Source organism: Achromobacter xylosoxidans, assembly GCF_002192695.1.
GTDB classification, from domain to species: Bacteria; Pseudomonadota; Gammaproteobacteria; order Burkholderiales; family Burkholderiaceae_B; genus Achromobacter; species Achromobacter xylosoxidans_C.
Map to the genome: position 1 here is coordinate 1 of NZ_MTLG01000053.1, position 13,560 is coordinate 13,560.

The 13,560-nt window shown below is 68.1% G+C and carries 9 protein-coding genes; 6 read left to right on the top strand and 3 right to left on the bottom strand.

The features are described 5' to 3' along the window. The 3 genes from BRO63_RS06500 to BRO63_RS06510 form a co-directional block, all read left to right on the top strand. Positions 1–1,951 (top strand): efflux RND transporter permease subunit (locus BRO63_RS06500; protein ID WP_179215046.1); only part of this gene is annotated, 1,951 nt, incomplete at its 5' end. 15 nt (positions 1,952–1,966) lie between these two features. Continuing rightward, on the top strand, positions 1,967–3,412 hold the full coding sequence (locus tag BRO63_RS06505; protein WP_088138965.1) for an efflux transporter outer membrane subunit: 1,446 nt from the start codon (positions 1,967–1,969) through the stop codon (positions 3,410–3,412). Between the two features lie 53 nt (positions 3,413–3,465). After that, positions 3,466–4,122, top strand: coding sequence for a helix-turn-helix transcriptional regulator (locus BRO63_RS06510; protein WP_088138966.1), 657 nt, complete (start codon positions 3,466–3,468; stop codon positions 4,120–4,122). A gap of 4 nt (positions 4,123–4,126) precedes the next feature. On the opposite strand, the gene oprZ is transcribed toward BRO63_RS06510, so the two are convergent. From oprZ to BRO63_RS06525, 3 genes are read right to left on the bottom strand one after another with little or no spacing between them, the layout of a single operon-like run. After that, on the bottom strand, positions 4,127–5,509 hold the full coding sequence (gene oprZ, locus BRO63_RS06515; protein WP_088138967.1) for a multidrug efflux RND transporter outer membrane subunit OprZ: 1,383 nt from the start codon (positions 5,507–5,509) through the stop codon (positions 4,127–4,129). Next, a complete protein-coding gene (locus BRO63_RS06520) occupies positions 5,506–8,643 on the bottom strand; it encodes a multidrug efflux RND transporter permease subunit (protein ID WP_088138968.1) in 3,138 nt (1,045 codons plus the stop codon). Before BRO63_RS06520 ends, oprZ begins: the two co-directional genes overlap by 4 nt. Positions 8,644–8,649: 6 nt before the next feature. Next, entirely contained in the window at positions 8,650–9,861 is a 1,212-nt protein-coding gene (locus BRO63_RS06525) for a MexX/AxyX family multidrug efflux RND transporter periplasmic adaptor subunit (RefSeq protein ID WP_088138969.1), read from the bottom strand. 225 nt (positions 9,862–10,086) lie between these two features. Here BRO63_RS06525 and axyZ point away from each other — a divergent pair, with 225 nt between their 5' ends. The 3 genes from axyZ to BRO63_RS06540 all read left to right on the top strand — a co-directional run bounded on the left by axyZ (position 10,087) and on the right by BRO63_RS06540 (position 13,410). After that, a complete protein-coding gene (gene axyZ / locus BRO63_RS06530; RefSeq protein WP_088138970.1) occupies positions 10,087–10,725 on the top strand; it encodes a multidrug efflux transcriptional repressor AxyZ in 639 nt (212 codons plus the stop codon). Between the two features lie 75 nt (positions 10,726–10,800). Then, the gene (locus tag BRO63_RS06535; RefSeq protein ID WP_088138971.1) at positions 10,801–11,697 is read left to right on the top strand and encodes a LysR family transcriptional regulator; all 897 of its coding nucleotides are present in this window, start codon (positions 10,801–10,803) and stop codon (positions 11,695–11,697) included. A 210-nt stretch (positions 11,698–11,907) separates the two neighbouring features. Then, positions 11,908–13,410: an ABC transporter substrate-binding protein gene (locus BRO63_RS06540; RefSeq protein ID WP_088138972.1), complete on the top strand. Its 1,503-nt coding sequence runs from the start codon at positions 11,908–11,910 to the stop codon at positions 13,408–13,410. Positions 13,411–13,560 lie beyond the last annotated feature (150 nt).

Genomic DNA, 13,560 nt, shown 5'->3' on the forward strand with positions numbered 1-13,560 from the left:
GCTGACCTTGCTGGCCATGGTGCTGGCCATCGGCCTGGTGGTGGACGATGCCATCGTGGTGGTGGAAAACGTGCACCGCCACATCGAAGAGGGCAAGTCGCCGGTGCGCGCGGCCCTCATCGGCGCGCGCGAAGTGGCGGGGCCGGTGATCGCCATGACCATCACGCTGGCCGCGGTCTACGCGCCCATCGGCCTGATGGGCGGGCTTACCGGCTCGCTCTTCAAGGAATTCGCCTTCACACTGGCGGGCTCGGTGGTGGTATCGGGAGTCATCGCGCTGACCCTGTCGCCGGTGATGAGCTCGTTCCTGCTGGACAGCCGCGTTTCCGAAGGTTGGATGGCGCGCCGCGCCGAGCATTTCTTCGGGCGCCTGGGCGATGCCTATGGCCGCGTGCTGGACGTTTCGCTGCATCACCGCTGGGTGACCGGGCTGATCGCCGTGGCGGTGCTGGCAAGCCTGCCGTTCCTCTACAACGCCGCGCAGCGCGAGCTGGCGCCGGTCGAGGACCAGTCCACGGTGCTGACCGCGATCAAGTCGCCGCAGCACGCCAACATCGACTATGTGGAGAAGTTCGGCCGCAAGTGGGACGACGTCATGAAGACCCTGCCCGAACAGCAGGGGCGCTGGCTGATCAACGGCTCCGACGGCGTATCCAACAGCATCGGCGGCGTGGACTTCGTGCCTTGGGAGAAACGCCAGCGTTCGGCCGACCAGATCCAGGCCGACATGCAGGCCATGGTGAACCAGGTCGAGGGCAGCAACATCTTCGCCTTCCAGCTGCCGTCGCTGCCGGGCTCCACCGGCGGGCTGCCGGTGCAAATGGTCATCATGAGCGCATCCGACTATCCGGTGGTCTACGAGGCCATGGAAGGGTTGAAGAAGGCGGCGCGTGAAAGCGGCTTGTTCATGGTGGTCGACAGCGACCTGGACTACAACAACCCGGTGGTGCAGCTGAAGGTGGACCGCGCCAAGGCCAACAGCCTGGGCGTCACCATGAAGGCCATCGGCGACACGCTGGCCGTGCTGGTGGGGGAGAACTACGTGAACCGCTTCGGCATGGACGGCCGTTCCTACGACGTCATTCCGCAGAGCCTGCGCGAACAGCGCATCTCGCCGGAGTCGCTGGCGCGCTACTACGTCAAGAGCGCCAGCGGCGCGCAGGTGCCGCTGTCCAACCTCGTGACCGTGTCCATGGGCGTGGAGCCCAACAAGCTGACCCAGTTCAACCAGCTCAACGCGGCTACCTTCCAGGCCATCCCGATGCCGGGCGTCACCATGGGCGACGCGGTGCAGTTCCTGACCCAACAGGCCAAGTTCCTGCCCGCGGGCTTCAGCTACGACTGGCAGTCGGACGCCCGCCAGTTCAGCCAGGAAGGCTCGGCGCTGATGATCACCTTCATCTTCGCCATCATCGTGATCTACCTGGTGCTGGCGGCGCAATACGAGAGCCTGCGCGACCCTTTCATCATCCTGGTGAGCGTGCCCATGTCGATCTGCGGCGCGCTGATTCCGCTGGCGCTGGGCATGGCCACCATCAACATCTACACCCAGATCGGGCTGGTGACGCTGATCGGCCTGATCAGCAAGCACGGCATCCTGATGGTGGAGTTCGCCAATGAAATGCAGGTCAGCCACGGGCTGGACCGGCGCACCGCGATGGAGCAGGCCGCCCGCATCCGGTTGCGTCCCATCCTGATGACGACCGCCGCCATGGTCATGGGCCTGATCCCGCTGCTGTTCGCCAGCGGGGCGGGCGCGCACAGCCGCTACAGCCTGGGCCTGGTCATCGTGGTGGGCCTGCTGGTGGGCACGCTGTTCACGCTGTTCGTGCTGCCCACCGTCTATACCGTCTTCGCCCGCGACCACCGCGCGGCGCACGATACGCCGCGCGCCCGGGAGCTGGCGCTGGCCCAGGCCGAGGACGCCGCAGCGCCCGGCGTCTCGGCCTAGCCCAAGGAAATCATCATGAAGCATCCACAACTTTCCCTACGCTTGCGCCGCGGCGCGGCCGTGCTGCTGGCCGCGCTGGCCACCGCCGGCTGCGCCGTCGGCCCCGATTACCAGAAACCCCAGGCCGCGCCGGTGGCGCTGGCCAGCCCCGAGCAGGCCTTGTTCTCCACCGATCAGGTGCAGCGCGACTGGTGGAAGCAATTGCAGGACCCCCAGCTGGACCGTCTGATCGATCTGGCGCTGTCCCGCAATCTCGACATCCGCATGGCGCAGGCGCGCCTGGCCGAATCGCGCGCGGCGCTGGACGAGAAGGAACTGGACCAGTTGCCGGCGGTCACGCTGGGCGGCGGCTATGAACGCAGCCTGTCCCAAGCCAATGCCGGCGTCGCCGGCCAGCGCAATCTGGCCGAGAGTTACCGGGCGGGCTTTGACGCCACCTGGGAACTGGACCTGTTCGGCCGGTTGCGCCGGGCGGCCGAGGGCGCCGCGGCGCGCAGCGAGGCCCAGGCCGCGGACCTGGCCCAGACCCGCATCGTGGTCGCGGCCGAAGTGGCGCGCAATTACTTCGAGCTGCGCGGCGCGGAACAGCGCCTGGCCGTGGCGCAGGCCAATCTGCAAAGTCAGCGTGACAGCCTGCGCGTGATCCAGGCCATGGTGTCGGCCGGCCGTGGCGACGAAGGCGACCTGGCCAGCGCGCGCGCCGAACTGGAAACCGTGCAGGCCAGCGTGCCGCTGCAGATCGCGGCCCGGCGGCTGGCGCAGTACCGCATCGCGGTGCTGGCGGGCCTGCGGCCGGTGGAGCTGGGCGAGCTGGACGCGGGCAAGGCGCTGGCTCCCCTGGATACCCGCCTGCCGATCGGCGACGTGAGCGCCTTGCTGTCGCGCCGCCCGGATGTGCTGGCGGCCGAACGCGGCATGGCGGCCGCCAACGCCGACGTGGGCGTGGCGACCGCCGAACTGTATCCGCGCATCGACCTGGGCGGATTCCTGGGCTTTGTCGCCCTGCGCGGCGCGGATTTCGGCTCATCGGCCAGCCGCGCATTCAGCGTGGCGGCCACGGCCAACTGGCCCGCTTTCCATTTGCCCACGGCGCTGGCGCGCAAGCGCGGCGCGGTGGCGCGCGCGGACGGCGCCGTCGCCAGCTATGAGCTGACCGTGCTGCGGGCGGTCGAGGAACTGGAAGCGGCGCTGACGGAATACGGCCAGACCCAGCAGCGCCTGGGCAGCCTGGCGCAGGCGGCCGCGCACAGCGGGAGGGCGGCGGAACTGGCGCAATTGCGCTACCGCGAAGGCAGCACCCCTTATTTGACGGTGCTGGACGCGCAGCGTACGCTTTTGCGCGCCCAGGACGCCGTGGCCGTGGCCGAAACCGAGTCCTATACCCGCCTGATCGCGCTGTACAAGGCGCTGGGGGGCGGGTGGGAAGCGCCCTCGATGGACCAGCCGGCCGCCTCCGGCTGACCGGCAGGCCAGGTTCGTGGCACCATAGGCAAACAACCGGAGCATCCACATCCATGTCTGACAGTCCGTCCCATCCCGTGGTCTGGGAACATCAGCCCGCCGACCGCGTGCTCATGACCCTGAAGACGCGCGGCCCGCAATCCGTCGCCGTCATTGCCAAGGCCTTGGACGTGACGGCCGAGGCCGTGCGTCAGCAGATGACGCGCCTGCATGCGGAAGGACTGGTGGACTCCGAAAGCCATAGCGCGGGCCGGGGCCGGCCCACGCAGATCTGGTTCCTGACCGATGCCGGAAACGGGCGCTTTCCGGACACGCATGCCGAAATGACGGTGCAGATGCTGGGCGCGGTGCGGCAGGTGTTCGGCGAAGAGGGTATCGAAAAGCTGATCCAGGCGCGCGAAGCCGCCATGCTCAGCGGCTATCGCCAGGCCATGCAGGGCGCCCGCAGCCTGAAGGAAAGGCTGGAGCGGCTGGTGGAAGTCCGCAGCGCCGAAGGCTACATGGCCGAGCTGCGCAAGGACGGCCCGGACTTCCTCTTCATCGAGAACCACTGCCCGATCTGCTCCGCGGCCAAAGCCTGTATGGGCTTTTGCCGCAGCGAACTGGAACTCTTCCATAAGGTGCTCGGAGAAGAAGTCCGGGTGCGCCGCGAAGAACATATCCTCGCGGGCGCGCGCCGCTGCGCCTACCGCATCGACAAGGCCGCCTGATCCATCATGAGCCGGGCTGTTCCCAGCCGCCCAGCGCCTTGTACAACTCCACCGCATTGACCAGCCGGCGCTGCTGCAGCCGGATGAACTCCTGTTCGGATTCGAACAGGCTGCGCTGCGCCTCCAGCATTTCCAGGTAGCTGGCCACGCCGCGTTCGTAGCGCCTTTCGGTCAGGCGCTGGCGGTCGCGGTCGGCGTCGCGCACCTTGCGCTGGGCGTCGATCTGGGCGCGCAGCGTGTCGCGCGCGGACAGCGCGTCGGCTACTTCACGGAAGGCCTGCTGGATGCTGCCTTCGTACTGGGCCACCGCGATGTCCTTGCGCGTTTCCGCCAGCGACAGATTGGCGCTGTTGCGCCCGGCATTGAAGATGGGCAGCGTCAGCTTGGGCGCGAAAGTCCAGGTGCCCGTGCCCGAACCGAACAGGTCCGAGAAGCTGCCGGCCGTGGTGCCGATGTCGGTGGTCAGCTGCACCGACGGGAAGAACGCCGCGCGCGCCGCGCCGATGTCGGCGTTGGCGGCCCGCAGTGTGTCCTCCGCCTGGCGCAGGTCCGGGCGCCGGATCAGCAAGGCGGAGGGCAGGCCCGCGGCCAGCGGCGTCAGGCTCTGGCTTTCCAGCGTGACGGCATCGGTATCGGGCGGCAGGGAAAAGTCTCCCGCCAGCAGGCCCAGCGTATGCACGGCCTGGCGGTATTCCCGGCTCAGCTCGGCATGCGTGGCGCGCGAGGATTCCACCAGCATCTGCGCGGTGCGCAGCCCCACGGCCGTTTCCAGCCCGGCGTCGTAGCGGCGCTGGGTGAGCTTGAGAGAGGCCTCGCGCAGCGCCAGCGTGCTCTCGGTCAGGCGCAGCTGCTCAGCCAGCGAACGCTGGTTGAAGTAAGCCGTGGCCGTCTCCGACACCAGCGACAGCGTGGCGGCGCGGTGCGCTTCCTCGCTGGCCAGGTAGCGCGACAGCGCGGCGTCGCTCAGGCTCTTCACGCGGCCGAAGAAATCCAGCTCGAAGGCCGCGATGCCGACGGCGGCACGGTAGCGGTCGGCCACCGGCATGCGCGGCTGGCCAGGTTCCGCGCCGCGTCCGCGGCTGAACTCGCCCGTGCCGTCGATGGACGGCAGGCGGTCGGCCTGCTGCACGCCATACAGCGCCCGGGCCTCCTGGATGCGAAGCGCCGCCACCCGCAGGTCGCGGTTGTTCTCGAGCGCGGCGGCGATCCAGGCCTGCAACGCCGGGTCGTTGAAGTAATCGCGCCAGTCCTGCGGCATGGCCGCCTGTCCGTCCGCGGCGGGCGTGTCATAGGCCTGCGGGACCGGCGCCGCTGGTCGTTCATACTTGGGGGCCAGCGAGCAGCCGGCCAGGGCCAGCGCAAGCAGGGTCATTGCCATAGCCTTCATGGCGAGGTCTCCAGCGTTTCGCGGCCTTGCGGACGCGAGGGGCGCACGCGCATGCCCAGCGCGCGGCCCACGATCAAAAAGAAGAGCGGCACCAGGAAGATGGCCAGCACCGTCGCGGTGACGATGCCGCCCAGCACGCCCGTGCCGATCGCGGCCTGGGCGCCCGAGGCCGCGCCGGTGGCCAGCGCCAGGGGCAGCACGCCCACGCCGAAAGCCAGCGAGGTCATCACGATGGGGCGCAGCCGCAGCCTTGCGGCTTCCAGGGTGGCGGACACGATGCCCTGGCCGTCGCGCACCAGGTCCTTGGCCACTTCCACGATCAGGATCGCGTTCTTGGCCGACAGCCCGATGGTGGCGATCAGGCCGACCTTGAAGTAGATGTCGTTGGGCATGCCGCGCAGCGTCACGCCCAGCACCGCGCCGATCACGCCCAGCGGCACCACCAGGATCACCGCCAGCGGAATCGACCAGCTTTCGTACAGCGCGGCCAGGGCCAGGAACACGACCAGCACCGACAGCGCGAACAGCACCGGCGCCTGGTTGCCGGACAGGCGTTCCTCGTAGGACTGGCCCGACCAGTCGAAGCCGATGCCGCGCGGCAGCTCGGCCGCCAGCGTCTCGATGGCGCGCATGGCCTCGCCGCTGCTATGTCCCGGGGCGGCCGAACCGTTGATGGTGAACGACGGGAAGCCGTTGTAGCGGTTGAGCTGCGGCGGTCCCATCGACCATTTCAGGGTGGCGAAGGCCGACAGCGGCACCATCTGCCCCTGCAGGTTGCGCACGTGCAGGCGCGACACGTCCTCCATGTCGACGCGGCTCTTGCCGTCGGCCTGCACGGTCACGCGCCGCACCTGGCCATTGAGCATGAAATCGCCGATGTAGTCCGAGCCGTACATCACCGCCAGCGCCGTGTTGATCTCGTCCAGCGGCACACCCATGGCCTGGGCCTTGTCGCGGTCGACGCGCAGTTCCAGCTGCGGCGCTTCTTCCTGGCCGGCGAAGACGACCTCGGTCAGCGCGGGATGCTTGGCCGCCGCCGCCAGCAATTGCTGGCGCGCCTGGGCCAGGGCCTCGTAGCCCAGCCCGGCGCGGTCCTGCAGGCGGAAGTCGAAGCCCGAGGTGGAGCCCAGGTCCGGCAGCGGCGGCGAGTTCAGCGCATGTACCATGACGTTCTTGCGGTCGGCGAAGGCGGCGTTGATGCGTTCCACCACCGCGTTCACGTGCAGGTCGGCGCCGCCGCGCTGCTTCCAGTCCTTCAGCGTGACGAAGAACATGGCCGAGTTGGGGCCGCTGCCGTAGTTGCTGAAGCCGTTGACCGAATACACGTACTCGACCGGCTCGTGCTCCATCATGTAGCGTTCGACGTCCTTCACCATGGCCATGGTCTCGGCTTGCGGCGAGCCCTGGGGCAGGATGACCATGGCCATGAAGCTGCCCTGGTCCTCGTCCGGCAGGAAAGAGGAGGGCAGCCGCGCGAACAGCAGCGCCACCGCGGCGATCACCGCCAGATAGGCCAGGCCGAAGCGCACGGGACGGGCCAGCACGCCCGACACCCGCGCCGTGTAGCGCGTGGTCAGGCGCGCGAAGGCCCGGTTGAACCAGCCGAAGAAGCCGCGCTTCTCGTGGTGGCCGGCAGCAATGGGCTTGAGCATGCTGGCGCACAGCGCCGGCGTCAGCGACAGCGCCAGGAAAGCCGAGAAGGCGATCGACACCGCCAGCGTCACGGCGAACTGCCGGTAGATGTTGCCCACCGCGCCGTCGAAGAAAGCCATCGGCACGAACACCGACACCAGCACCACCGTGATGCCCACGATGGCGCCGCTGATCTGGCCCATGGCCTTGACCGTGGCCTCGCGCGGCGGCAGGCCTTCCTCGGCCATGATGCGTTCGACGTTTTCCACCACCACGATGGCGTCGTCCACCAGGATGCCGATGGCCAGCACCATGCCGAACATCGTCAGCACGTTGATGGAATAGCCCAGCCCCAGCATCACGCCCAGCGTGCCCAGCAGAGCCACCGGCACCACCAGCGTTGGAATCAGCGTGGCGCGGAAGTTCTGCATGAACAGGTACATCACGCAGAACACCAGCGCGACGGCCTCCAGCAGCGTCATCAGCACCTTCTTGATCGAGATCTCGACGAAGGTGGAGGTCTCGTACGGAATGTCCCAGGTCACGCCCGGCGGGAAATACTGGGCCAGCTCCTGCATGGTCGCGCGGATGCGCTTGGTGGTTTCCACCGCGTTCGAGCCCGGCGCCAGCTTGATGCCCAGACCCGTGCCGGTCATGCCGTTCACGCGCGACAGGTACATATAGTCGGTGCCGCCCAGCTCGACCCGGGCCACGTCCTTCAGGCGCAAGGTGGCGCCGTCCGGCTGCGCGCGCAGCGGGATGTTGCCGAACTGCTCGGGCGTGCGCAGCGATTCGCCGGCCACGATGCTGGCGTTCAGCGGCGCGTCCTTGGGCACGGCCTGGTTGCCCAGTTCGCCGATGGTGACGCGGGCGTTGTGGCTGCGCAGGGCCGAGACGATGTCGCCCGGGGTCAGGGACATGGCCGTCAGCTTGGCCGGATCTGGCCAGATGCGCATGGCGGCTTCCGCGCCGAACGACTGCACCTTGCCCACGCCTTCCACGCGGCGCAACGCCTGCAGCACGTTGGAGGCGGCCAGTTCGCCCAGCTGGATGTCATCCAGCCCGCCATCCGACTTCAGCGACACCACCAGCTGGATGTTGTCGGCCGCCTTCTCCACGCGCACGCCGTCGCGGCGCACCGATTCCGGCAGGCGCGGCTCCACCGCCTTCAGGCGGTTCTGCACTTCCACGGCAGCCAGGTCCGGATTGGTGCCTTGCTTGAAGGTCAGGTTGATGCTGGCCCAGCCCGTCGAGTCGCTGCTGGACGAGGTGTACATCAGCCCGGGGGCGCCGTTCATCTCGCGTTCGATGATGGCGGTCACGGCTTCTTCGACCACCTTGGCCGAGGCGCCCGGGTAGCTGGCGCCGACGTTGACCACCGGCGGAGCAATGTCCGGATACTGCGCTACCGGCAGCGCGCGGATCGACAGGATGCCGACCAGCACGATCAGCAGCGAGATCACCCACGCGAAGACGGGGCGATCGATAAAAAAACGCGCCATTGCGGTTTATCCTTTTTGGCCCGCGGCGGGCGTCCTTGCCTGGACGCCGGCCTCCGGGTTGCCGGCGGCGGGTGCCTGCGCGCTGGGCGCGGCCCGCTCCACCGGTTTGATTTTCTGTCCCGCCGCCATATGCGCGGCGTTCTCGACGACGATGCGCTCGCCGCCCGCCAATCCCTGCGTGACGATCCAGTTCGGACCCTGCAGCCGCTGCGCGGTGACGGCAATCTTCTTCAGCTCTCCGTCCGGGCCGGCGGCCAGCACGTGCGCGCCTTCGGCGTTGCGCAGCAGGGCATTGCGCGGCACCAGATAGGTGTCGCGGTTGATCGCCTGCTCCAGCACGACCCGCACGTACATGCCCGGCAGCAGGTCGCGGCCGGGGTTCTCGAACAGCGCCCGCATCGTGACGTTGTCCGTGCCCGGGTCCACCGCCAGGTCGGCGAACGACAGCGTGCCGCCGCGTCCGTATTCGGAACCGTCGGGCAGCAGGAGGCGCACCCGCACCTGGTCCGGCGCCACGCCTTCCAGCGCGCCCGCGCGGATCTGCTTCTGCAACTGCATCACCTCGGCGGCGGGCTGGGCGAAGTTCACGTAGATGGGGTCGATCTGCTGCACCACCGTCAGCGGCGTGGCCTGGCCTTCGCCCACCAACGCGCCTTCGGTCACCAGCGCGCGCCGCGCCCGGCCGTCGATGGGCGAGGTGACGCGCGCGTAATCCAGCTTCAGCTTGGCGCTTTGCAGATTGGCGCGGGCCAGGGCGACCTCGGCCCGCGCCTGGCGCTCCTGCGCCACGCTTTCGGCGTGGTCGCGTTCGCTGATGGCGCGGTCCGACACCAGGTCGGCGTAGCGGCGCAGCTTGTCGGCGGCGGCGGACAGGTTCGCCTGTGCGCGCGCCAGGTTCGCGGCTTCGGAATCGTAGGCGGCCTGCAGCGGCGCGGGGTCGATTTGGAACAGGGCGGCGCCGCGCGCCACGTCCTGGCCTTCCTCGTACAGGCGCGCGGTGACGATGCCAGCCACGCGCGCGCGTACCTCGGCCTCGCGGTAGGGTTCCAGGCGGCCCGGCAATTCGGTCGCGACGCTGGTGGGCGTGGCCGCCGCGATGATGACGCCGACTTCGGCGGGAGCCTCGGCGGCTGCTTGGGCTTCCGGTTTCGAGCAACCGGTAATAAGAATTAATACGGAAGAAAGGGCGAGCGTGCGTAGAGAGACTCTTTGCTTCATTTTTAAAATTATCTGATGGGCCCGGGGAGGGCTGAGGTGGGGAAAGGCGCCGACTTTCCCGCGTGGGGAAGCGAGTCTATCATTTAATCCGTCACGCTTGATTAATTATTTTGTTCGGAAGTATGCTGCCCGCTTCACACTTATTCACAGTGACGAAAAAGGCGGCTTCTTGTTTTGAAGCCGCCGTTTTTTTGCAGCCGATTTTTTAAGAAGGAGGTCCCCCGCATGGCCCGCAAGACGAAAGAAGAGTCCCAACGCACCCGCGACCGCATCCTGGATGCGGCCGAGCACGTGTTCCTGTCCAAAGGGGTGGCCGCCACCACCATGAGCGACATAGCCGATCACGCGGGGGTATCCCGGGGCGCCGTCTACGGCCATTACAAGAACAAGATCGATGTCTGCATCGCCATGTGCGACCGCGCGCTGGGCGAGGCGGCGCCGTTGACCCAGGTGTCGACCGATGGCGAGGCCCTGGAGTCGCTCTACACCTCCATGCGCCAGTACATCCAGATCTACGCGCAGGAAGGCTCGGTGCAGCGCGTGCTGGAGATCCTTTACCTGAAATGCGAACGCAGCGACGAGAACGCGCCCCTGCTGCGCCGCCGCGACCTGTGGGAGCGCCACGCCCTGCGCACTTCCGAGAAATTGTTGCGCGCCGCGGTCAAGCGCGAAGACCTGCCGCGCGCGCTGGACGTGCGCCTGTCCAATCTCTATCTGCATGCCCTGGTCGACGGGGTGTTTGACAGCATCTGCTGGTCTGATCGCCTCAAGGGCGACATGTGGCCGCGCGTCGAGCGCATGCTCCGCGCCGCCATCGATACCCTCCGGTTTTCCGCGCATCTGCTGACGCCGAAAGCCGCCTGATTCCGCGGGGGGCGCCTTCCAACGGGATGTTCCTGAATTGAGCATTCCCATGCCGGACGCCCCTACAATCCGCGCATGACCCTCAAGCAACTCGAAGCCTTCTACTGGGCCGCCACCTGCGCCAGTTTCGCCGTGGCGGCCGAGCGCCTGCACCTGTCGGTATCGTCGCTGTCCAAGCGCATCACCGAACTCGAGGAAGGCCTGGGCCTGTCCTTGTTCGACCGCAGCGGCCACAAGGCGGTGCTGACCGACGCCGGCCAGCGCCTGCTGCCGCAGGCGCGCGACCTGCTGGCCTCGGCCGAGCAGATCCGGGCTTCGCTGGCGCAAAGCGCGGGGCTCAGCGGGCGCTGCCGCTTCGGCGTGGGCGAACTGACCGCGCTGACCTGGCTGCCGCGGCTGATCCGGGGCGTGCGCGCCGCCTACCCGGACCTGGTGCTGGAGCCCTATGTGGACATCGGCCAGGTGCTGGAGCAGCGCGTGGCCGACGGCGAACTGGATTTTGCCGTGATAGCCGGCCGGTCCTCGCGGCCCAACATCGCTTCCACGGGCATAGGCCAGGCCGAATTCTCCTGGGTCGCCGCGCCGGCGCTGCTGGACGGCGCCACGCGCATGACGCCTGAGCTGCTTGCGCGCCTGCCGCTGGTCACGCTGCCGGCCGGGGCTGGCACCACGCGCATCATCGACGACTGGCTGGCGGGCCGTGATGCCGGCGGCGAACGTCTCTGCTGCAACAACTGGGGAGCGGTGGTCGGTCTTCTGATCGAAGGCACCGGCGTCGGCCTGCTGCCGAGCCATTGGGCCCGCGCGCTGCAGGCCGAGGGCAGCCTGCGCGTGCTGGAAGGGGATACGCCCCTGGCGGCCTTGCCCTACGCCTTCCAGTACCGCCGCGACGACGCCCGGCCGCTGGTCGCCAAGCTGCGCGCCCAGGTCCAGGCCGCCGTGGACTTCGCCGCGCCTTGCCGCATTCCCTGAGGGCGCGTCCGCAAGGCGGCCGCGCGGCGCGCATTTAGGCTTACGACAGCCGCCGCTCTATACAATCGCCGCGCGCCTGGCGCAGAATCCAACAAGAACGTGCGCAGCGGGGGATGGACCCGGATGCAGCACGGCTCGGGTCTGTTCCCACATGCCGGGCGGCGCGTCCGCGCGGGGAACCAGGCCGACCTGAACCGACGGAGATCTTTCATGCGTAAACTTTGCCTCGCCATGGCCATGGCGGGAATGCTGGCCAGCGGACTGGCGCAAGCCCAATCCACCCTGCGTATCGGCCTGCAGGACGACCCCGACGTGCTGGACCCGGTGCGCGCGCGCACCTTCGTGGGCCGCATTGTCTTCGCTTCCCTGTGCGACAAGCTGGTCGAGATCACGCCGGACCTGAAGATCGTGCCGCAGCTGGCGCAATCCTGGACCATCAGCCCGGACAACAAGATCCTGACCTTCAAGCTGCGCACCGACGCCGTTTTCCATGACGGCACGCCGGTGAACGCCGCGGCCGTCAAGGCCAACCTGGACCGCGCCCGCACCTTGCCCGACAGCAACCGCAAGAGCGAGCTGGCCACCGTCGCCAGCGTTGAAGCTCCGGACGCCAGCACCGTGGTGCTGACCCTGTCCGAACCCGACGCCTCGCTGCTGTCGCAGTTGTCCGACCGCGCCGGCATGATGATGTCGCCCGCCAGCTTCGACAAGGATCCCGGCGGCAAGCCGGTGTGCTCGGGTCCCTACCAATTCAAGGAGCGCGTGCAGAACGACCGCATCGTGCTCGAGAAATTTCCCAAGTACTGGGATGCGGCCAACTATCACTTCGACCGCCTGGTCTACACCCCGATTCCCGACAACACCGTGCGCCTGAACAACCTGCGCGCCGGCGACCTGGACATCATCGAGCGCGTCGCGCCCAGCGATGCCAAGGCCGTGAAGGACGACAAGAACCTGACCCTGGCGCCGGTGACCGGCCTGGGCTTCCAGGCCATTTCGGTGAACCTGGCCAATGGCGCGCGCGCCAACAACCCGCTGGCCAAGGACAAGCGCGTGCGCCAGGCGCTGGACCTCGCGATCGACCGCGACGTGCTCAACCAGGTGATCGGCGAAGGCATGTTCCAGCCCGCCTACCAGCCGTTCCCGCCGGCCAGCTTCGCCTACAACACCGCCTTCGAGCACAAGGGCCGCGATCCCAAGAAGGCCCAGGCCCTGCTGAAGGAAGCGGGCTATGACCGCGTCAAGTTCGAGATCACCTTCGGCAACAACACCACCATGCAGCAGGTGTTCGAGCTGGTGCAGGCCATGGGCGCCGAAGCGGGCTTCGACATCACCCTGCGTCCGGTGGAGTTCGCCTCGCTGCAGTCCTCGCTCGCGCGCGGCGACTTCGAAGTCGGGCAGAGCGGCTGGTCCGGCCGTGTCGATCCCAGCGGCAACATCCACCAGTACCTGAGCTGCAAGGGCAACCTGAACGACGGCAAGTTCTGCGACGCCGGCGTGGACAAGCTGCTCAACGACGCCCGCGCCGAATCCGACACCGCCAAGCGCCGCGCCATGTATGACCAGGTGCTGACTGCGATGCAGGACCAGCGCCCGATCGTCTACCTGTTCTACCTGCCGTGGACCTTTGGCGTGCAGAAGAAGGTGGAGGGCTTTGTGCCTTACCCCGACGGCCTGATCCGCCTGAAGGGCGTCACTGTGGCAAAAAAGTAGGCTCCCCCCTACCCGCTGGCGCGGGCCCCCTAGGGGGCGGCGCTGGCGGACCGGCGGAGCCGGATCCGCGGCGCCCCGGCTGGCGGCGTCCGCGGGCCTCTCCAGCGTGCCTGTTCTTTTGATCGCCAGGCGCCCGCCGTACAGGAAGTG